Genomic DNA, 20,528 nt, shown 5'->3' with positions numbered 1-20,528 from the left:
TTCTCGGGCAGCCTTATTGGTCGAAGCGCTGGAACACCAGGGCCGTGTTGAAGCCGCCGAAGCCGATGGTCAGGCTCAGGCCCACCTGGCTGCGGGTGCTGGACGGCCGCTGCAGCGGCAGGTCGAACTCCAGGTTTGGCAGTGGTTGCTGCAGGCCATGGACCGGGGGGACGGCCTGGGTCTGCAGGGCCTTGATCAAGGCGATGGCCTCGATGGCGCCAGTGGCCCCCAGGGTGTGGCCGAAGGCGCCCTTGGTGGCGAAGACCAGCGGGTGGTAGTCGCCGAAGTACTCGTTGTAGGCGGCGCTCTCGACCCGGTCGTTGGTGTAGGTGCCCGAGCCGTGGGCGTTGATCAGCCCGACCTGGTTGCGGCTCAGGTCGGCCTGGGCCAGGGCGCGATCCAGCGCCAGGCGGATGCCGGCCCCGGTTTCATCCGGCGCGGTCAGGCCGGCGGCATCGTTGGCAGCGCCGCAGCCGAGCAGGTAGGCATGGGGCTTGTGTTTTTCCAGGCCCTCACGCTGCAGCACGACAAATCCCGCGCCTTCGCCCAGCAGGGTGCCGTCGTGGCTTTGGTCGAAGGACTTCAGGCCGGTCGCCGAGAGCGTCCCCAGGACGGTGTGGGCCAGCCGCTTGGCATCCCCCAGCACGTCGGCGCCGCCGCAGACGCACAAGTCGGCCTGTCCCGAGCGGATCAGGTGCGCACCCAGCAAGATGGCATCGGAGCCCGACGAGCAAGCGGTCGACAGCGCCAGGGCGTTCATGCCGACCCGCGCCCCTACGTCGTCGACCCACTGGTACAGCGGATCCTGGTGGAACTGTCCACTATCCAGGCGGTAGCCCAGGCTCGTGCCGATGATCAGCCGTGCATGGGGATTGGGCGTCTGGCCATCGAGCTGGGCATCGCGCAGCGCCGCTTCCACTGCTTTGCTGGTGAACTCGATCAAGCGGGCCTTGTGGTCGGGGTTGCCGACATCCTCGAGGTACCCGGCACTATCGTTCTTGAGCCGCAGTTCGCTGGGTAGCGGCCGTATCCCCGACTCTCCGGCGAGCAGGCGGGCGATGACGACCTCCACGTCGTCGCCCAATGCGGTATTCCATCCAAGACCTGTAACAACGACGACATTTGATCTGACTTCCATGATCGCCACCTCATACATATTGCGCAGGAGTTAAGGGTTGCCGGCACGGGGGCCGGGCATCCGTGGTCAATTGAAGGTTCGTTGAAACTCGTCCAGCGGCTTGCCGCTCACCGGCGAGGGATAGAAGTTGTCCTGGATGTGGTTGCCCTTGAGTTCGATCTGGCGCACGAAGGGGTCCTTTTGCAGCCAGCGCTCGCTGTGGATGAAGCGCGGGGCGATGTCGGCGGCATTGAAGCCCTCCAGTTCAGCCGGATGGACCAGCTTGCGCTTGGGCTTGTCCAGGACCTGGGCGTAGGCCGAGACATCGAAGTAGCGGATGCGCTGGTCCCTGACCACGGCATTGATGCAGTGCCAGCGCTGGGGCAGGTACAGGTAGTTGACGAAGATGTTGCGCACGGCATAGACGCGCTCGCCGGTCATCACATGCAGCAGGGTGCCGGCCACGTCCGCCATCTGCGAACAGAAGCAGGGCAGGCGGGTACCGGGGTCGAGCATGGCTTGCAGGTAATCGTCCACGCTCAGCGCGGCGATCACCTGGTCCCGGTAGTGTTCATAGCGCTTGATGTGCTGCGCCCACTGCTCCTGCGGATACTTCAGGCGGACGATCTCGGGGGCGTAGGTCTGGAATACATCCGATTCCTGCAGCACATGGCACAGGGTCAAGGGCACCTTGGCCATGATGTCCTCGATCGAGCGCAGGCCGTGCAGCGCGACGACCTGCCGGGCCAGTGATTGGGTGTGGCTGTTCATGAGGATTCCTTACTTGTGGTTCGTCATGCTCAGGGCGTCGCGGTGCAGCAGGGCGATCGCCAGGGGTCGTTCGTAGTGCTTGAGCTGCTTGAGCAGGCGGGTCTTGAAGTGGTCGCCCTGGTGTTCCCGGACCACCTCCCGGTCGACTGTCAGTTCCAGCTGGAAGCCCGCGAGCATCGAGGCTTCGCTGATCACTTCGGTGCGGCAGGCGAGGACCCCTGGCACGCGCTTGCACAGTTGCTTGATCGCTCCCAGGTTCACTTTTTCATCGCGAATGACGATGAAGTCCGAGTTGCGGCCCTTGAAGTACAGGTAGCCATCGGGGTCCTGGCTGAAGATGTCGCCGGTCCTCAGCCAGCGCTTGCCGTGCAGTTCGATGAAGGGACTCTGGTTGTCCTGGCCGATCTTCCTGGTCAGCAGGGTGTCCGAACTCACCAGCAGTTCGCCCTCGTTGCTGTCCTGGCTCGAGCGCAGGAGCATGACGTGGGTGCCATCCAGGGGCAGTCCCACCGAAGCCAGGCGCTGGGGGCCAACCCGGTGCGCCGCGCAGGTCGAGACCCGGGGCCCGGCTTCGCTGATGCCATAGGTCAGGTAGAGCTCGAGGCCGGGGTTGGTCTCCAGGCACTGGCTCACCTCCGTGGGTGCCGCCAGGTCGCCACCCACGGTGAGCAGGCGCAGGCAGCGGGCGAAGGGTTGTGGCTGGGCGTTGATCTGGCGCAACAGCACTGGCGTCACCGAACTGGCGCTGATGCGGTGTTCGCGGATGTCTTCCAGGTAGGTGGGGACCAGGAACGGCGGTCCGCTGATGACCAGGTGCGCGCCTAGCTCCAGGGCCGCGATGGTCTGGGCGACCAGGGCGGTGGAGTAGTACATCGGCAGGTTGACCAGGATCCGGTCGGCCCGGGTCAGGCCGATGCTGCGGGCGTGGCGCAGGGCGTTGGCCTGCAGCGAGCTGAACCAGTGCACGCAACCGCTGCTGAAGGCCCGCGAGGTGCCCGAGGTGGCGATGACGACCTGGCCGGGCAGGGTGACCGGCAGTGGAGCGTTGCTCACTTGCCCGACCTGCCAGCGCCCCAGGTCTTCGGCCTGCTGGAGGCCATAGCCGGCCCAGGTGGAGGCCTGGGTGCTGGAACGCACCAGGGCGCCAGCGGCGAAGTCGATGATCATCTGCGCGATCCGCTCGCCGGGGGTGCTGGGGGCGATCAGCGCCGGGACATAACCGCTGTTCAGCACGGCGGCGAACATGGCCAGCAGGTCGGGCCCGTTGGGCAGGGCGATCAGCACCACCTGGCCCAGCGGCAGCGACTGCCCCTGCCAGTAGGCCAGGTAGTCCTCGTGCAGCTGCGGCAACCCGGCTCCTGTACCCACGCTGGCGGTGGTGGAGACGTTCAGCAATTGGCCAGGGGCAATGTAGTGTTCCCTGTGCCTGAAGTTGACCAGGCCGTTCATGCTTGCAGCGCCCCGGACTTTTCCAGGACCAGGCTGGACAGCGTATGGACACTGAAGAAGTGCTCGGGCACGAATTCTTCTTCGGCGATCTGGATCTGGAACTCCTCTTCGCACTGGAACTTGAGTTCGATGAAGCCGATGGAATCGACTCCGACTTCCGATGCCAGGCCGGCGGCCTCGTTGATTCCCGAAACCGGTATGTCCAGGTCCAGGCGCTCGGCAATGATTTCCTTGATCTTATTGGCTACAAGAGTGGCGTTCAGCTGGGTCATGTCTAGCTCCACAAGGTCAGTGCATCAGTTGAAGTTTTTTTCCGCGATGGCGGGTCGGGCGAATGCTCGGGGGGCGCGTTGCGTCACTCGACGCACCAGGGGCGTGGTGGTGGCCGTGACGATCAGGGCCACGGTCACCAGCAGGCTGTAGACGGTGGGGGAAATCAGCTGCAGCTCCAGGCCGATGGACAGCACCACCAATTCCATCAGGCCGCGGGTGTTCATCAGGGCGCCGGTCAGGGTCGAGTCCTGGTAGGAGAAGCCGCTGCGGCGGGCCCCCAGGTAGGCACCGAAGAACTTGCTGACGAAGGCCGCCACCAGGAAGATCAGCAACCACTTGAGCTCCAGGGCATTGCCTGCGGTGCTCAGGGAGGTCTTGAGCCCGGCGCTGGCGAAGAACACCGGCAGCAGGAAGATCCTCAGGAAGCCGCCGATCTGCCGGTCCCAGTAGCTGGCGAAACCCGGTGCGCGGCTGATCATGGCGCCTGCCAGCAGGGCGCCGATCCCGGCGTGCAGTTGCAGGTGCATGGTGATCCAGGCGCTGGCCAGCAGGTAGCACAGCACCCAGGGCAGGTGGCGTGGATATTCGTCGGCTTTGGCCCTGGCCAGGACTCGCTCGACCCATTGCAGCGACAGGGCGACGTAGCTGGCGACCCCCAGCAACAGGCAGAAACCGAACAGCGCCACCAGCTTCAGGTCGTGGTGAAAGGCGGAGAATACGATCACTGCCCCCAGGGCCAGCCAGCCGGCGATATCGGTCAGCACGGCGGCACGCAGCGTCACGGCCACCGCCGGCAGGTCGCTGATCCCCAGGTCCTCGACGATGCGAATCATCACCGGCAGGGCGGACACCGCCAGGGCAATGCCGCAGAACACGATGAAGGACCACTGGTCGAAGCTGGGAGCCAGTACCGGATGGGCGTACCAGGCGACGATGGTGCCGGCGATGAACGGCAACACCAGGCCGGCCGCGGCGATCTTCAGCGCCGCCTGGTTTTCCTGGCGGCTGTGCCGGCCGTTGTCCGGGGCGATGTGCATGCCCACTTCGAACATCAGCAGCACCAGGGCCAATTCGGCCAACGTGCCGATCCAGCCGATGTGCTCGGCGGCGAACAGCGAGGATTGCACTCCCATGGACTGCAGCAGCGGTTGCAGGAAGGTGGGACCGAGCAAGATGCCGGCGGTGATTTCCCCGACTACCCGGCATTGGCCTATGCGTTGCGCCAGGCCGCCCAGCAACTGGCTGAGGAGAAGTATCGCCAGTAGTTGAATGGTGAACATGACAGTCATCTCCATTGGTGCGGTTCGCGGGCACGGCCAGGCGCATGACTTTGCGTCTGGCAAGTCAAGTTGTTCCAGGTAGTAGGAAGTTGTTGCGTTAGTACGCCCGCTCTATTTGGCGGCTTGTATATCGAGTGCGGTGTTCTTGTTATTTATCCAGGTTATTAGCAGTCCAATAGCGGTGACGCTGAATGCACTTATACATATGCCGCGCCACCCCGATTGTTGGTAGATGTAACCGGCGGACAATGAACCCAGGGCTCCGGCGCCGTAATAACAGAACATGTAGACGGCAAACAGGCTGCTGCGCAAAGTGGGTTCAAGGCGAAGGGCACGAGTCTGGTTTGCCACTTGCGCGCCAAAGCACCCCAGGTCGAAGAGCACGACGCCGATCACCAGGCCGACCATGGAATAGGGGAACAGGTAGAGCACCGCGACGCCAGCCAGCACCAGCGACAGGCCCAGGGCGATCACCGCGCGGCTGCCGATCCGGTCCGCAAGGGCGCCGGCGTAGCGGGCCAGCAGCAGTCCGGCCAGGCCCGCCAGGCCGAACAGCCCGGTGGTGGTGGGGTCGAGGTTGAGTGGCGCGGCCTGCAGGTGCAGCATCAACGCGACCCACAACAGGCTGAAGACGAAGAACCAGGCCCCACCCACCATGACCGACTCGCGCAGCAGCGGATAGCGCCCCAGCAGTCCGGGCAGGCTGCCCAGTATCTGCCGGTATGAGGCGCGACCCCGGGCTGGGGATGCGGGCATCACCAGCCGGCCCACCAGCGCCAGTACCAACATAGCTGCGCCGATACACATCAGCATGTGTTGCCAGCCCCAGGCCTGGGCGATCGCTCCGCCGACGAATCTGGCCAACAGGATGCCGGCGCTGATGCCCATGGTGATGGTGCCCACCGTGCTGCCTTTTTCGCTGAGCTGGAAGCCCAGTGCATTGAGCTGGATGGCATTGGTGGCCATGCTGCCGATGACGATGCAGGCCAGGAAGAACGGCACAGTAGAGTTGCAGAGCGCAGCGAAGCAGATCGCCGCGCCCAGCATCAGGAACTGCCAGGTGATCTGGCTGCGTTTGTCGAGCACATCCCCCAGCGGCACGATCAGCAAGATGCCGAGCATGTAGCCGATCTGGGTGCTGGCGGCGATCAGGCCGGCGCTCGCCAGGTCGATGCCCAGGGTCGCGGCGACCGCCGGCAGGACCGGTTGCAGCAGGTAGTTGCTGGCCATGGCCATTCCTGCGGCCACGGTGGCGAAGAGCGTGAAGAGGGGCGAGGCGTTCATGGCGACTCCGAAACGGCGGCAGGCTGTTGGCGGCGGGCCACGACTTCCATGGCTACGATCATTTTCCGTTCGGGGAATGGCAGCACGTGAAGCAATGTGAAGGCCGGCCGGATGGCATGGAAGTACTGTCCATGTACGGTGGCGGCCTCTTGCCAGTTGTCGATCTCGGTCAGGTAGAGCCGGCTTTGTATGATGTCTTCAAGTTTGAAGTTGGCTTTTTCGATAACTCGCGAGATGTTTTCGATAACTACGCGTGTCTGTTCGGCAACATCTGTCGCGGTTATTTCTCCATTGGCGTCCAGGGGGCCGGTTTTTGATACATACAATGTATCGCCAACTTCTATTGCACGTGAGAAGCCAAATATCGTTTCCCACTTCGAGTTGGATGAATGCAATTGCCGAACATTCATTTAAGCACTTCCTTGGCTGTAGGGCAGACCGAATATAGGCGAGCAAAATAGCCGGTGTCTAGTGAAAAAAAAGAAAAAAAATGCATTTTTTCTAAAGTGTCTTGCGGATTATTTAGGAGATAGATGTATTTATGTAAGTTTATCTAAACAGACGTTTTCGTTGTTAAGTGGCTATTAAATTCCCTGGAAAATGTTTGTTATTGGTGCATCCATCGCACCAAAGAAGTGCTCCCTGATAAATGACGCCGGGGTTGCAGAAGGGCTGCAAGTTGCATTGTTTTTTCTGTCAATGGCGTTACATGTTCGAACTAGCCTGGGTCTTTCCAAGGTTTTTTTGAACTAGCTAGTTTGGAAGTGACTGCCGGGTCTGCTTGGGCTGTCTTGGTGCGGCTAGTGCCTGGGGTGTTACGGGTACAGCAGGTTCGACTGATGGATAGTGGCCACTGGGCTGGCATGGCTTGTTGTCGACGGTTTGGGAGAAGGGCAGAGGCGAGGGGCGCCCGTCGCTGAGGGGAGGGAGGCGGGACTGCTTGTGAGGACTGTCTATATAGAAGAAGCGGCCCCACGAAAAGCCCTGACCAGGTCAGGGCTTTTCGTGGGGCCGGTTGGGTGAACGTGGAACTCAGTCCCAGCTCAGCGCGCCACCGGTCTGGTACTCGATCACGCGGGTCTCGAAGAAGTTCTTCTCTTTCTTCAGGTCCATGATCTCGCTCATCCACGGGAACGGGTTGGTGGTGCCCGGGTACTCTTCCTTCAGGCCGATCTGCGACAGGCGACGGTTGGCGATGAACTTGAGGTAGTCCTCCATCATTGCCGCGTTCATCCCCAGTACGCCGCGCGGCATGGTGTCGCGAGCGTATTCGATCTCCAGCTGGGTGCCCTGCAGGATCATCTGGGTAGCTTCTTCCTTCATCTCGGCATCCCACAGGTGCGGGTTCTCGATCTTGATCTGGTTGATCACGTCGATACCGAAGTTCAGGTGCATGGATTCGTCGCGCAGGATGTACTGGAACTGCTCGGCGACGCCGGTCATCTTGTTGCGGCGACCCATGGACAGGATCTGGGTGAAGCCGCAGTAGAAGAAGATGCCTTCCAGTACGCAGTAGTAGGCGATCAGGTTGCGCAGCAATTCCTTGTCGGTCTCTACGGTGCCGGTATCGAATTCCGGATCGGAGATCGAGCGGGTATAGCGCAGGCCCCAGGCGGCTTTCTTCGCGACCGAAGGGATCTCGTGGTACATGTTGAAGATCTCGCCTTCATCCATGCCCAGCGACTCGATGCAGTACTGGTAGGCGTGGGTGTGGATCGCTTCCTCGAAGGCCTGGCGCAGGATGTACTGGCGGCACTCGGGGTTGGTGATCAGGCGGTACACGGCCAGGGCCAGGTTGTTGGCGACCAGGGAGTCGGCGGTGGAGAAGAAGCCCAGGTTGCGCATGACGATGCGGCGCTCGTCGTCGGTCAGGCCTTCGGCGCTCTTCCACAGGGCGATGTCGGCGGTCATGTTGACCTCCTGCGGCATCCAGTGGTTGGCGCAGCCGTCCAGGTACTTCTGCCAGGCCCAGTCGTATTTGAATGGCACCAGCTGGTTGAGGTCGGCGCGGCAGTTGATCATGCGCTTTTCGTCAACGGCGACGCGAGCTGCGGAGCCTTCCAGTTCGGCCAGGCCCTCGGCGATGTCCAGCTCGTCCAGGGCGGCCTTGGCGCGAACCACGGCGGCCGAGTCGGCGGAGGTCACGGCGCGGGCTTCGAGGGCGGCGGCACCACCGGCGCTGTCGAGGCGGTCCATGGTGGCGTCGGAAGCCTGGCCGGCATTGGTGCCCTTGGCCGTGGCTTCGCTTTCTTCTTTATCGAATTCGTCCCAGCTCAGCATGACGTGTCGTCTCCTGCTTGAGGGCCAGATGCCCGTGTGAAAACAAAAGGGTTGGCTTTTCACACGGCGCTACTGGCCGCGTTAAATCAAAGAAATCGTTTGTTGCAGCAGTGACGCAGGCAATAAACAGAAATTCGTCTGCGGGTGCTTGAGGCTGCTGTCGGGCAGGGCTGAGGGTGTCGGCTCCGGCGCGAGGTCCAGCAGGTCGTTTTCATCCGGTAAGGGAATGTTGCAGGCCCGTTTTGAGGACGCATTATAAGGATATTTTCAGGGGCGTGGGGCGACCGATGGGCGCAGGTGAGCCGAGGAAGGCGAGGGATTTGAGGCAGAGCGCGGGTTTACAGGGCTTTGGCTGGAGAAGTTTTTTTTTCAGGCGGGCAAAAAAATCCATGACTCGGTCAAAAAACAACCAAATTTACTAGATGTTGTGTTTTCCAAGGCGATTTCCAGGGTTTTGACACAACTCAAAAGCTGGTGCCTGGTCCTGTCGAAGCGCCTTGCGAATCTCCGGGGTAAGGGCAAGTCGCCATCAATCCGCGTTATTGGTAGCGACTTTCGAGCAGGTGTCATCGGTGTGGCGGACGGTGACGTACATTCCGGAAAAAGATGCATGCGATTGTCGTGGTCGCACGTTGTGCAACGATGCCTGTGCTGGAACCCCAGTGTGCCGCGCATCTTTGCCGCAAGAGGGATTTCTTGCGGCCGGCGGTCATCGAGGCCTGGGCGGCGGGGCGGTTATCAGCCGTTGGAGCAACCGTTACCCATTACGCGGTATTGGAGAATATGTCGCAGACCTTTGGAATCTTCATATTCCATGCGTGCCGGTACAACTTCACATACTTCTGGAACTTCGCTCATGGAAATAACTTTGGCGATATCCAGGTCCGTGGAGTAAGTGTATTCCTCTACTGCTACTTGCTGGCTGGCGGCATCAGTCGGGATCTCATCAGCCATCGCTGTAGCGCACAGACTGCTGAGGGCCAGAACTAATAAAGCTTTCATTTGCGTTTTACCTTTCTAAGGTCGTGTGGGGTCACGCAGCCTTTTTGGGGCTGCGTGTGGAACTTGAGTAGAAGTTTGATTAACTGCCTTCGTGGGGGCTGCAACTTGGTTAATCAGTTTGCCTGTTGGGCGAGGCAGATTTTAGGCGTGGGGCGGAGCGCCATATAGGCGTACTTTTGATAAACACTTTTGACGGTTTTTGTAACAATCGCCGAAAAAGCCCTTTCCAGAGACCTGCGCGAACATTTTCGGATTGCCTCGATATGCCTCCAGGTCCTGTTCTTGAAGGGTTTCGCTAGATCCTGGGGCATTTCGCTGGGGGTTGTTACTACCATCGTCGAATGGTTCTATAGGCGTCCCCCGGCTACAACGGGGTCATACAAAAACAACTATGTCACCGAGGTAAGAAAGATGAGTGCGGCTTCTGTGTATCCCGTTCGTCCCGAGGTTCTGGCCAAGACGCTGACTGACGAGGCGACTTACAAGGCCATGTACCAGCAGTCGGTCGTGAACCCGGACGGTTTCTGGCGCGAGCAGGGCAAGCGTCTCGACTGGATCAAGCCTTTTACCACGGTGAAGCAGACCTCCTTCGACGATCATCATGTCGATATCAAGTGGTTCGCCGATGGCACCTTGAACGTCTCCTACAACTGCCTGGACCGTCACCTTGCCGAGCGCGGCGATCAGGTGGCGATCATCTGGGAGGGCGACGACCCTTCCGAGAGCCGCAACATCACCTACCGCGAACTGCATGAAGAAGTCTGCAAGTTCGCCAACGCCCTGCGTGGCCAGGACGTGCACCGCGGCGACGTGGTGACTATCTATATGCCGATGATCCCCGAGGCGGTGGTGGCCATGCTGGCCTGTACCCGTATCGGCGCGATCCACTCGGTGGTATTCGGCGGCTTCTCGCCGGAGGCCCTGGCCGGTCGCATCATCGACTGCCGTTCGAAAGTGGTGATCACCGCCGACGAAGGCATCCGTGCCGGCAAGAAGATCTCGCTCAAGGCCAATGTCGACGACGCCTTGACCAACCCGGAAACCAACAGCATCCAGAAGGTCATCGTGTGCAAGCGCACCGGTGGCGACATCAAGTGGAACCAGCATCGCGACATCTGGTACGAGGACCTGATGAAGGTCGCCGGCAGTGTCTGCGCACCGAAGGAAATGGGTGCCGAAGAGGCCCTGTTCATCCTCTATACCTCCGGTTCCACCGGCAAGCCCAAGGGTGTACAGCACACCACTGGTGGCTACCTGCTGTATGCGTCGCTGACCCACGAGCGGGTCTTCGACTATCGTCCGGGCGAAGTCTACTGGTGCACCGCCGACGTGGGCTGGGTCACCGGCCACACCTATATCGTCTACGGGCCGCTGGCCAACGGCGCTACCACCGTGCTGTTCGAAGGCGTGCCCAACTATCCGGACGTGACCCGGGTGGCGAAGATCGTCGACAAGCACAAGGTCAACATCCTCTACACCGCTCCGACCGCGATCCGCGCCATGATGGCCTCGGGCACCGCCGCTTGCGAAGGCGCCGACGGCAGCAGCCTGCGCCTGCTGGGTTCGGTGGGCGAGCCGATCAACCCGGAAGCCTGGGACTGGTACTACAAGAATGTCGGTCAGTCCCGTTGCCCGATCGTCGACACCTGGTGGCAGACCGAGACCGGCGCGACCCTGATGAGCCCGCTGCCCGGCGCCCATGCGCTGAAGCCGGGTTCCGCGGCGCGGCCATTCTTCGGCGTGGTGCCGGCCCTGGTGGACAACCTGGGGAACATCATCGAAGGCGCCGCCGAGGGCAACCTGGTGATCCTCGATTCCTGGCCGGGCCAGGCGCGGACCCTGTACCGCGACCATGACCGGTTCGTCGATACCTACTTCAAGACCTTCCGCGGCATGTATTTCACCGGTGACGGTGCGCGTCGCGACGAGGACGGCTACTACTGGATCACCGGGCGCGTGGACGATGTGCTCAACGTCTCCGGGCACCGCATGGGCACCGCCGAGATCGAGAGCGCGATGGTCGCCCACCCGAAAGTCGCCGAGGCGGCGGTGGTTGGCGTGCCTCACGATATCAAGGGCCAAGGCATCTACGTCTATGTGACCCTCAATGGCGGTGAGGAGCCGAGCGAAGCCCTGCGCGCCGAGTTGAAGAACTGGGTGCGCAAGGAGATCGGCCCGATCGCCTCGCCGGATGTCATCCAGTGGGCGCCAGGCCTGCCCAAGACCCGTTCCGGCAAGATCATGCGGCGGATCCTGCGCAAGATCGCGACGGCGGAATACGAAGGCCTGGGCGATATCTCCACTTTGGCCGACCCGAGCGTGGTGCAGCACTTGATCGACACCCACAAGACCATGAACGTCGCCTGAGGCGCTTGCTGGTTCGATGAGCCCCGCCCGGCGATGCCGGGCGGGGCTTTTTCATGGGTCGGATAAATCCCCGCGAAGCCCTCTGTGCTGGCGCTTTGCGCCCAGTGGGCCCGGTCGGTTGGGAGGGGCGAATAAATATCGGTTTGCCCGGTAGACGTATCTGAATGTTACCGGGTTGGGCGAAGGTGTAACCCTGCGCCCAATTTCGGGGCGATGGGAAACGTCGGGCGGCGTTTCAGGGCCTTTTATATCCATGTAAAAAATAAGCTATCACGCTGCGCTTGCCGGAATAGAAGGCTTTGCCAATAATAGGCCCGCAATTTGCAACGTAGATCGGTTCACTGTCTTTTGCTCTTGCATAATCCTGAAGAGCTGTCAATATGCCGCCCCGGCGTTCTCGGTGCTTCTGTAATTTGTTGTCGCATTGAGGAAATATCGGCTTCCGGCCTGTCGTTAGAATGCCGGTCACTCGCTCGTCGTTACCTGTGTGTGAGTCCCTTTCCGGGCTTTTCAGGACGCAGCGCCGCTATTGAGGGTTCACCCATTCGCATATTGGGCTGTTGCTCACTCTGCCGTTTTCGCCCTTTACCGATGGAGTTCTAAGAATGAAGAAACTCGTGCTTCTTGGCGCCCTGGCACTGTCCGTGCTGTCCCTGCCGACCGTCGCCGACGAAAAGCCCCTGAAAATTGGTATCGAAGCGGCTTACCCTCCATTCGCCTCCAAGGCTCCGGATGGCAGCATCGTCGGTTTCGACTACGACATCGGCAACGCCCTGTGCGAGCAGATGAAGGTCAAGTGCGTGTGGGTCGAGCAGGAGTTCGATGGCCTGATCCCGGCACTGAAGGTACGCAAGATTGACGCGATCCTGTCCTCCATGTCGATCACCGACGATCGCCGCAAGTCCGTGGACTTCACCAACAAGTACTACAACACTCCTGCGCGCCTGGTGATGAAGGCCGGGACCCAGGTCAGCGACGGCATGGCCGAGCTCAAGGGCAAGAACATCGGCGTGCAGCGCGGTTCGATCCACGAGCGTTTCGCCCGTGAGGTCCTGGCTCCCTTGGGCGCCCAGATCAAGCCATACGGCTCGCAGAACGAAATCTACCTGGATGTAGCGGCCGGGCGCCTCGACGGCACCGTGGCGGACGCTACCCTGTTGAATGACGGTTTCCTGAAGACCGATGCCGGCAAGGGCTTCGCCTTCGTCGGTCCGGCCTTCACCGACGTCAAGTACTTCGGCGACGGCGTAGGGATCGCCGTGCGCAAGGGCGACAAGGCTGATCTGGACAAGATCAACGCCGCCATCGCCGCCATTCGCGAGAACGGCAAATACAAGGAAATCCAGGACAAGTACTTCGACTTCGATATCTACGGCAAGTAATCCGTCGAACCTGTCAGTCCGAGATGGCGCAAGCAGCAGAATCTCTGAAGTTTGCGCCATTTTTTCATCCCAATTTTCGAGGACCTGAATCATGTTGAAAGGCTACGGGGCTGTCATCCTCGATGGCGCTTGGCTGACGCTTCAGCTCGCCTTGTCGTCCATGGCCCTGGCCATCGTTCTAGGTCTGATCGGGGTCGCGCTGCGCCTCTCGCCGGTACGCTGGCTGGCCTGGCTGGGCGACCTGTACTCCACGGTGATCCGTGGTATTCCCGATCTGGTGCTGATCCTGCTGATCTTCTACGGCGGCCAGGATCTGCTCAATCGCGTGGCACCGTTGCTGGGCTACGACGACTACATCGACCTCAACCCGCTGGCCGCCGGTATCGGCACCCTGGGCTTCATCTTCGGGGCCTACCTTTCGGAAACCTTCCGTGGCGCCTTCATGGCGATTCCCAAGGGGCAGGCGGAAGCCGGCATGGCCTACGGCATGAGCGGCACGCAAGTGTTCTTCCGGGTGCTGGTGCCGCAGATGATCCGCCTGGCGATTCCCGGCTTCACCAACAACTGGCTGGTGCTGACCAAGGCCACCGCGCTGATTTCCGTGGTGGGCCTGCAAGACATGATGTTCAAGGCCAAGCAGGCGGCGGATGCCACCCGCGAGCCTTTCACCTTCTTCCTCGCAGTGGCGGCCATGTACCTGGTGATCACCAGTGTCTCGTTGCTGGCGCTGCGTCACCTTGAGAAGCGCTACTCGGTAGGCGTAAGGGCGGCTGATCTATGATCTTCGACTACAACGTCATCTATGATGCCTTGCCGCTGTATTTCAGCGGCCTGCTGACCACCCTGAAACTGCTGGCGCTGTCGCTGTTCTTCGGCTTGCTGGTGGCGCTGCCCCTGGGGCTGATGCGCGTGTCCAAGCAGCCGCTGGTGAACATGACCGCCTGGCTCTACACCTATGTGATCCGTGGCACTCCGATGCTGGTGCAGCTGTTCCTGATCTACTACGGCCTGGCGCAGTTCGAAGCAGTACGCGAAAGCTTCCTCTGGCCCTGGCTGTCCAGCGCGACCTTCTGTGCCTGCCTGGCCTTCGCCATCAACACCAGCGCCTATACCGCCGAGATCATCGCCGGCAGCCTCAAGGCCACGCCCAACGGCGAGATCGAGGCGGCCAAGGCCATGGGCATGTCGCGCTACAAGATGTATCGCCGCATCCTCCTGCCGTCGGCCCTGCGCCGGGCGCTGCCGCAATACAGCAACGAAGTGATCATGATGCTGCAGACCACCAGCCTGGCCTCCATCGTCACCCTGATCGACATCACTGGCGCGGCCCGTACCGTCAATGCGCAGTACTACCTGCCGTTCGAGGCCTACATCACCGCCGGCGTCTTCTACCTGTGCCTGACCTTCATCCTGGTGCGCCTGTTCAAGCTGGCCGAAGGCCGCTGGCTGCGCTACCTGGCGCCGCGGAAGCACTGATATGGAACGTATCGATCATCCATTGCCCTGGAGCCACCTGGGCAGCGAGCGCAGCATCTCGGTATTCCGTTTCGGCAGCGGGGAGCGCAAGGCCTATATCCAGGCCAGCCTGCATGCAGACGAACTGCCTGGCATGCGTACCGCCTGGGAGCTGAAGAAGCGCCTGGCCGAGCTGGAAGCCCAGGGCGCCCTCAAGGGCGTCGTCGAACTGGTGCCAGTGGCCAATCCGCTGGGTCTTGGGCAGTTGCTGCAAGGCAATCACCAGGGGCGTTTCGAAGCCGGCAGCGGCAAGAACTTCAACCGTGATTTCGTCGAGCTCAGCGCGCCTGTGGCCCAGCGCCTGGAGGGGCGCCTGGGTGACGATGCCCACGCCAACGTGCAGCTGATCCGCCAGGCCATGGCTGATGTGCTGGCCGAATTGCCGCCGGCCGCCAGCCAGCTGCAGGGCATGCAGCGAGTGTTGCTGGCGCATGCCTGCACCGCCGACGTGGTGCTGGACCTGCACTGCGATGCCGAGGCGGCCTTGCATATGTACGCCTTGCCGCAGCACTGGCCACAGTGGCGTTCCCTGGCGGCTCACCTGGATGTGCGGGTGGGCCTGCTGGCGGAAGATTCTGGCGGCAGCTCGTTCGACGAGGCCTGTTCGCTGCCCTGGTTGCGTTTGTCGCGGCAGTTCCCCGAGGCGCAGATCCCCCTGGCATGCCTGGCGACCACCCTCGAGCTGGGTGGCCAGGCCGACACCGGCCGGCCCCAGGCCGAGGCGCATGCCGAAGGCATCCTGGCGTTCCTTGCCGAACAAGGGCTGATTGCCGGGCAATGGCCGGCGCCAGGGCGTGAAGCTTGCGAGGGCATGCCCTTCGAAGGCACTGAATTGCTGTATGCGCCGCATCCTGGCGTGGTGAGCTTCCTGCGTCCGGCTGGTAGTTGGGTGGAAGTGGGCGAGCCGCTTTTTGAAGTGATTGATCCTCTATCCGATCGGGTCAGTACGGTGTGTGCTGGCACCAGCGGCGTGCTGTTCGCCGTTGAGCGGCTGCGTTATGCCCAACCCGGTTTCTGGCTGGCCAAGGTGGCGGGGCGCGAAGCGCTGCGTCACGGGCGCTTGCTCAACGACTGACTGTTTTTGTGAGAACCGACCGCATGTACAAACTTGAAGTCCAAGACCTGCATAAGCGCTATGGCAGCCATGAAGTGCTCAAGGGCGTGTCCCTGAAGGCCGCGGCCGGCGATGTGATCAGCATCATCGGCTCCAGTGGCTCGGGCAAGAGTACCTTCCTGCGCTGCATCAACCTGCTGGAGCAGCCGCACGCCGGGAAGATCCTGCTCAACAATGAAGAGCTGAAGCTGGTGGCCAGCAAGGACGGTGCCCTCAAGGCCGCCGACCCCAAGCAGTTGCAGCGCATGCGCTCGCGCCTGTCGATGGTGTTCCAGCACTTCAACCTGTGGTCGCACATGACCGCCATCGAAAACATCATGGAAGCCCCGGTGCATGTACTGGGCGTGTCCAAGGCCGAAGCCCGCGAGAAGGCCGAGCACTACCTGGCCAAGGTCGGCGTGGCGCATCGCAAGGATGCCTACCCGGGGCATATGTCCGGCGGTGAACAGCAGCGCGTGGCGATCGCCCGGGCCTTGGCCATGGAGCCTGAGGTGATGCTGTTCGACGAGCCGACCTCGGCCCTGGACCCGGAGCTGGTGGGCGACGTGCTGAAGGTCATGCAGTCCCTGGCCCAGGAAGGCCGGACCATGGTGGTGGTGACCCACGAGATGGGCTTTGCCCGCGAGGTCTCCAACCAGCTGGTATTCCTGCACAAGGGCCTGGTGGAAGAAAGCGGCAATCCGCGGGAAGTGCTGGTGAATCCACAATCAGAACGTTTGCAACAATTCCTCTCCGGCAGCCTCAAGTAATAGCTGCCGTTATGCACCAAATTAGGTCATGCTGAGCGCCCTGCGCCAGATGGTCTAACTTGGTGCTGCCGCCCTTGGCTTCTCCTACTGTTTTTCGTTTCGGATCGCCCGCCATGACTGCCCATCGAATTGGTTTCCTGATTTGGCCCAGCACTAAAGCCTTGACGCTGGCGCTGGCCGAGGAGGCCTTGCGCGTCGCCCAGCGGGTTCATCCGGAAGTGGTCTACGAGTTGGCCTTCCTCCAGGCCGAGCCAGCCGTGGAAGGTACCTGGCAACTGCCGGGCGAGCCTTGGGCGGGCAAGCTGGAGGGTTGCCAGAAGCTGTTCCTGCTGGCCGATGAGCCTCCGGCGCCGGTGGGTTCGGCCCTGGGCACCGCGCTCAAGCAACTGGTGCGCGCCGGTTGTGTGGTCGGCGGGTTGTCGGCCGGGGTCTATCCGTTGGCCCAGCTGGGGTTGCTGGATGGCTACCGGGCAGCAGTGCACTGGCGCTGGCAGGACGATTTCGCCGAGCGTTTTCCCAAGGTCATCGCCACCAGCCACCTGTTCGACTGGGATCGCGATCGGCTGACCGCCTGTGGCGGCATGTCGGTGCTGGACCTGCTGCTGGCGGTGTTGGCCCGGGATCACGGCGCGGAGCTGGCTGGCGCGGTGTCCGAGGAGCTGGTGGTCGAGCGCATCCGCGAAGGTGGCGAACGCCAGCGTATTCCGTTGCAGAACCGCCTGGGCTCCAGTCATCCGAAGCTGACCCAGGCGGTGCTGCTGATGGAAGCCAATATCGAGGAGCCGTTGACCACCGACGAGATCGCCCAGCATGTCTGCGTATCCCGGCGCCAGCTGGAGCGGATCTTCAAGCAGTACCTGAACCGCGTGCCGAGCCAGTACTACCTGGAATTGCGCCTGAACAAGGCGCGGCAGATGCTGATGCAGACCAGCAAATCGATCATCCAGATCGGCCTGTCCTGCGGTTTCTCCTCCGGCCCGCATTTCTCCAGCGCCTATCGCAACTTCTTTGGCGCCACCCCGCGCGAAGACCGCAACCAGCGGCGCAGCAGCAGCCCCTTCGAGCTCTCTTCCGTACCCGCCGAGCGCGGCTGACCCCACTCCTTCTTTGTACTCGCAAGCAGCGGTTCGGCGCCTCGTGCAGCCGCTGCCGAAGGTTGCGTATGACTCGGCATCAGCCACCAAGGCGATTGGAACCTTGCAAGCGTTTCCCGTTGCCGCTTCCATTGGTGCAGGGTGCCTGGTCGCAGCCTGCGGCAACGGCTCAAGACTGTGTGTGAGCGGCGCTGCCGGCCAAGTGGATAATTAGCCCGGCAAACCTGCCGTTCAGGCGCCACGCAGTTTAAACTGCGCCTTTGCGACGCAATTTGTCGCATTGCCATAAACCCGCGAAAAACCGGGGTTGGCGCTATAAGAAGTTGTCGCTTGGCGACAAGGCCGGGCAGAAAACTGTCCTTACAATCCCTCCATCGCTCGCCAGTTCCAGGCGGGTGTTCCTCTTCAGGAGACTCCGATGTCCGTTGAGCAAGCCCCGGTGCAACGCGCCGATTTCGACCAGGTGATGGTTCCCAACTACGCACCTGCGGCTTTCATTCCTGTGCGCGGCGCGGGGTCTCGAGTCTGGGACCAGGCTGGCCGGGAACTGATCGACTTCGCCGGTGGCATCGCGGTCAACGTGCTGGGCCATGCCCATCCGGCCCTGGTAGGAGCCCTGACCGAGCAGGCGAACAAGCTGTGGCATGTTTCCAACGTCTTCACCAACGAGCCGGCCCTGCGCCTGGCCCACAAGCTGATCGACGCCACCTTCGCCGAGCGCGCATTCTTCTGTAACTCCGGTGCGGAAGCCAACGAGGCCGCCTTCAAGCTGGCCCGTCGCGTGGCCCATGATCGTTTCGGTGCCGAGAAGTACGAAATCATCGCTGCGCTCAACAGCTTCCACGGCCGTACCCTGTTCACCGTCAACGTCGGTGGCCAGTCCAAGTATTCCGATGGCTTCGGTCCGAAGATCACCGGCATCACCCATGTGCCGTACAACGACCTGGCCGCGCTGAAAGCCGTGATCTCCGACAAGACCTGCGCCGTGGTGCTGGAGCCGATCCAGGGCGAGGGCGGGGTGTTGCCTGCCGAGCTGGCCTACCTGCAAGGTGCCCGCGAGCTGTGCGACCAGCACAACGCGCTGCTGGTGTTCGACGAAGTGCAGACTGGCATGGGTCGCTGCGGCGAGCTGTTCGCCTATCAGCATTACGGCGTGACTCCGGACATCCTCACCAGCGCCAAGAGCCTGGGCGGCGGCTTCCCGATCGCGGCGATGCTGACCACCGAAGAGCTGGCCAAGCACCTGGTGGTCGGTACCCACGGCACTACCTACGGCGGTAACCCGCTGGCCTGTGCCGTGGCCGGTGCCGTGATGGACGTGATCAACACCCCTGAAGTGCTCAATGGCGTCAAGGCCAAGCACGATCGCTTCAAGACCCGCCTGTCGCAGATCGGCGCCAAGTACGGCCTGTTCACGCAAATCCGTGGCCTGGGCCTGCTGCTCGGCTGCGTGCTCAGCGAAGCCTGGAAAGGCAAGGCCAAGGACGTGTTCAACGCGGCCGAGAAAGAAGGCTTGATGATCCTGCAGGCCGGTCCGGACGTGGTGCGTTTCGCCCCGAGCCTGGTGGTCGAGGACGCGGATATCGACCAGGGCCTGGACCGCTTCGAGCGCGCCGTGGCAAAACTGACCCAAGCCTGATCCAGGCGGTGGTACTTCTCGGCGCCGGTGCTTTGCCGGCGTCGAACACTAATTCCTGTGCCGGGCTATCCCGGCATTTTTTTCCCTGAGTCGGACGGTTTCCGACCCTGTTCTAGAGTAAGGAGTGACCCCATGCTGGTGATGCGCCCCGCGCAAATGGCCGATCTGGGCGAGGTACAGCGTCTGGCTGCAGACAGCCCGATTGGTGTCACCTCCTTGCCCGATGATGTGGATCGCCTGCGCGACAAGATCGCCGCGAGCGAGGCTTCGTTCGCCGCGGAAGTGAGCTTCAATGGCGAAGAGAGCTACTTCTTCGTCCTCGAGGACACGGCGAGCGGCAAGCTGGTGGGCTGCTCGGCCATCGTTGCCTCGGCGGGCTACTCCGAGCCGTTCTACAGCTTTCGCAACGAAACCTTCGTCCATGCGTCCCGCGAGCTGAAGATCCACAACAAGATCCATGTCCTGTCCCAGTGCCACGACCTCACCGGCAACAGCCTGCTGACCAGCTTCTACGTGGTCCGCGACCTGGTGGGCACGCCCTGGGCCGAGCTCAACTCCCGTGGCCGCCTGCTGTTCGTGGCTGGCCATCCGGAGCGTTTCGCCGATTCGGTGGTGACTGAGATCGTCGGCTATAGCGACGAGAATGGCGATTCGCCGTTCTGGGACGCCATCGGTCGCAACTTCTTCGACCTCAACTATGCCGAGGCCGAGCGCCTGTGCGGTCTCAAGAGCCGGACCTTCCTGGCCGAGCTGATGCCGCACTACCCGATCTATGTGCCGCTGTTGCCGGACGCCGCCCAGGAAGCCATGGGCCAGGTGCATCCGCGCGCGCAGATCACCTTCGACATCCTGATGCGCGAAGGTTTCGAGACCGATCACTACATCGATATTTTCGACGGCGGCCCGACCCTGCATGCGCGGGTTTCCGGGATCCGCTCGATCGCCCAGAGCCGCGTGGTGCCGGTGAAGATCGGCGAGGCGCTCAAGGGCGGCGGTCGCCAGTACCTGGTCGCCAATGGCCAGTTGCAGGACTACCGTGCGGTGCTGCTGGAGCTGGACTACGCCCCCGGCAAGCCGGTGACCCTGGATCTGCAAGCAGCCGAGGCCCTGGGTGTCGGCGAAGGTGCCAGTGTGCGCCTGGTGGCGGTTTAACGGCGGCTTCCAGACCCTGGAAGGCCTGTCTGCAAAGCAGCGAGTTTCGCGGGTGCCGTC

18 protein-coding genes are annotated in these 20,528 nt (G+C 62.0%); 9 read left to right on the top strand and 9 right to left on the bottom strand.

Annotated features, from left to right (window positions below):
- Positions 1-13 precede the first annotated feature (13 nt).
- From CAG11_RS18095 to CAG11_RS18055, 9 genes are all read right to left on the bottom strand, one after another.
- A complete protein-coding gene (locus tag CAG11_RS18095; RefSeq protein WP_085597460.1) occupies positions 14-1,138 on the bottom strand; it encodes a beta-ketoacyl-[acyl-carrier-protein] synthase family protein in 1,125 nt (374 codons plus the stop codon).
- 66 nt (positions 1,139-1,204) lie between these two features.
- On the bottom strand, positions 1,205-1,888 hold the full coding sequence (locus CAG11_RS18090; protein WP_085597280.1) for a hypothetical protein: 684 nt from the start codon (positions 1,886-1,888) through the stop codon (positions 1,205-1,207).
- 9 nt (positions 1,889-1,897) lie between these two features.
- Positions 1,898-3,337, bottom strand: a complete 1,440-nt coding sequence (locus CAG11_RS18085) for a class I adenylate-forming enzyme family protein (protein ID WP_085597279.1) — start codon at positions 3,335-3,337, stop codon at positions 1,898-1,900.
- Positions 3,334-3,609, bottom strand: a complete 276-nt coding sequence (locus tag CAG11_RS18080; protein ID WP_022640338.1) for an acyl carrier protein — start codon at positions 3,607-3,609, stop codon at positions 3,334-3,336. The genes CAG11_RS18085 and CAG11_RS18080 overlap by 4 nt, the downstream gene beginning before the upstream one ends.
- A 24-nt stretch (positions 3,610-3,633) precedes the next feature.
- Entirely contained in the window at positions 3,634-4,890 is a 1,257-nt protein-coding gene (locus CAG11_RS18075; RefSeq protein ID WP_158091425.1) for a cation:proton antiporter, read from the bottom strand.
- 111 nt (positions 4,891-5,001) lie between these two features.
- A complete protein-coding gene (locus CAG11_RS18070) occupies positions 5,002-6,174 on the bottom strand; it encodes an MFS transporter (RefSeq protein ID WP_085597277.1) in 1,173 nt (390 codons plus the stop codon).
- Positions 6,171-6,584: a RidA family protein gene (locus CAG11_RS18065; protein ID WP_085597276.1), complete on the bottom strand. Its 414-nt coding sequence runs from the start codon at positions 6,582-6,584 to the stop codon at positions 6,171-6,173. The genes CAG11_RS18070 and CAG11_RS18065 overlap by 4 nt, the downstream gene beginning before the upstream one ends.
- 622 nt (positions 6,585-7,206) lie before the next feature.
- Positions 7,207-8,454, bottom strand: coding sequence for a ribonucleotide-diphosphate reductase subunit beta (locus CAG11_RS18060; RefSeq protein ID WP_085597275.1), 1,248 nt, complete (start codon positions 8,452-8,454; stop codon positions 7,207-7,209).
- 738 nt (positions 8,455-9,192) lie between these two features.
- The gene (locus tag CAG11_RS18055; RefSeq protein ID WP_083456990.1) at positions 9,193-9,456 is read right to left on the bottom strand and encodes a DUF2790 domain-containing protein; all 264 of its coding nucleotides are present in this window, start codon (positions 9,454-9,456) and stop codon (positions 9,193-9,195) included.
- Positions 9,457-9,867: 411 nt separating this feature from the next.
- On the opposite strand from CAG11_RS18055, the gene acs reads away from it, so the two are divergent.
- The 9 genes from acs to aruF all read left to right on the top strand — a co-directional run bounded on the left by acs (position 9,868) and on the right by aruF (position 20,468).
- Positions 9,868-11,823, top strand: a complete 1,956-nt coding sequence (gene acs / locus CAG11_RS18050) for an acetate--CoA ligase (RefSeq protein WP_053137052.1) — start codon at positions 9,868-9,870, stop codon at positions 11,821-11,823.
- 605 nt (positions 11,824-12,428) lie between these two features.
- Positions 12,429-13,205, top strand: coding sequence for an ABC transporter substrate-binding protein (locus tag CAG11_RS18045; RefSeq protein WP_022640333.1), 777 nt, complete (start codon positions 12,429-12,431; stop codon positions 13,203-13,205).
- A 91-nt stretch (positions 13,206-13,296) separates the two neighbouring features.
- On the top strand, positions 13,297-13,986 hold the full coding sequence (locus CAG11_RS18040; protein WP_085597274.1) for an ABC transporter permease: 690 nt from the start codon (positions 13,297-13,299) through the stop codon (positions 13,984-13,986).
- Positions 13,983-14,681 carry an ABC transporter permease gene (locus CAG11_RS18035; RefSeq protein ID WP_022640331.1) on the top strand — a complete coding sequence of 233 codons (699 nt, stop codon included), beginning with the start codon at positions 13,983-13,985 and terminating at the stop codon, positions 14,679-14,681. Before CAG11_RS18040 ends, CAG11_RS18035 begins: the two co-directional genes overlap by 4 nt.
- A gap of 1 nt (position 14,682) precedes the next feature.
- Positions 14,683-15,795 carry a succinylglutamate desuccinylase/aspartoacylase family protein gene (locus CAG11_RS18030; RefSeq protein WP_085597273.1) on the top strand — a complete coding sequence of 371 codons (1,113 nt, stop codon included), beginning with the start codon at positions 14,683-14,685 and terminating at the stop codon, positions 15,793-15,795.
- Between the two features lie 23 nt (positions 15,796-15,818).
- Positions 15,819-16,583, top strand: a complete 765-nt coding sequence (locus CAG11_RS18025) for an ABC transporter ATP-binding protein (RefSeq protein ID WP_085597272.1) — start codon at positions 15,819-15,821, stop codon at positions 16,581-16,583.
- A 113-nt stretch (positions 16,584-16,696) separates the two neighbouring features.
- Entirely contained in the window at positions 16,697-17,677 is a 981-nt protein-coding gene (gene argR / locus CAG11_RS18020) for a transcriptional regulator ArgR (RefSeq protein ID WP_085597271.1), read from the top strand.
- Positions 17,678-18,095: 418 nt separating this feature from the next.
- A complete protein-coding gene (locus tag CAG11_RS18015; RefSeq protein WP_085597270.1) occupies positions 18,096-19,316 on the top strand; it encodes an aspartate aminotransferase family protein in 1,221 nt (406 codons plus the stop codon).
- Positions 19,317-19,448: 132 nt separating this feature from the next.
- Positions 19,449-20,468, top strand: a complete 1,020-nt coding sequence (gene aruF / locus CAG11_RS18010; RefSeq protein WP_022640326.1) for an arginine/ornithine succinyltransferase subunit alpha — start codon at positions 19,449-19,451, stop codon at positions 20,466-20,468.
- Positions 20,469-20,528 lie beyond the last annotated feature (60 nt).

It is taken from the genome of Pseudomonas sp. B6(2017) (assembly GCF_002112765.1).
In the GTDB taxonomy this organism is placed as follows: Bacteria; Pseudomonadota; Gammaproteobacteria; order Pseudomonadales; family Pseudomonadaceae; genus Aquipseudomonas; species Aquipseudomonas piscis.
The sequence above is the reverse complement of the archived record's forward strand: the minus strand, read 5'-3'. Positions and strand labels throughout refer to the sequence as shown.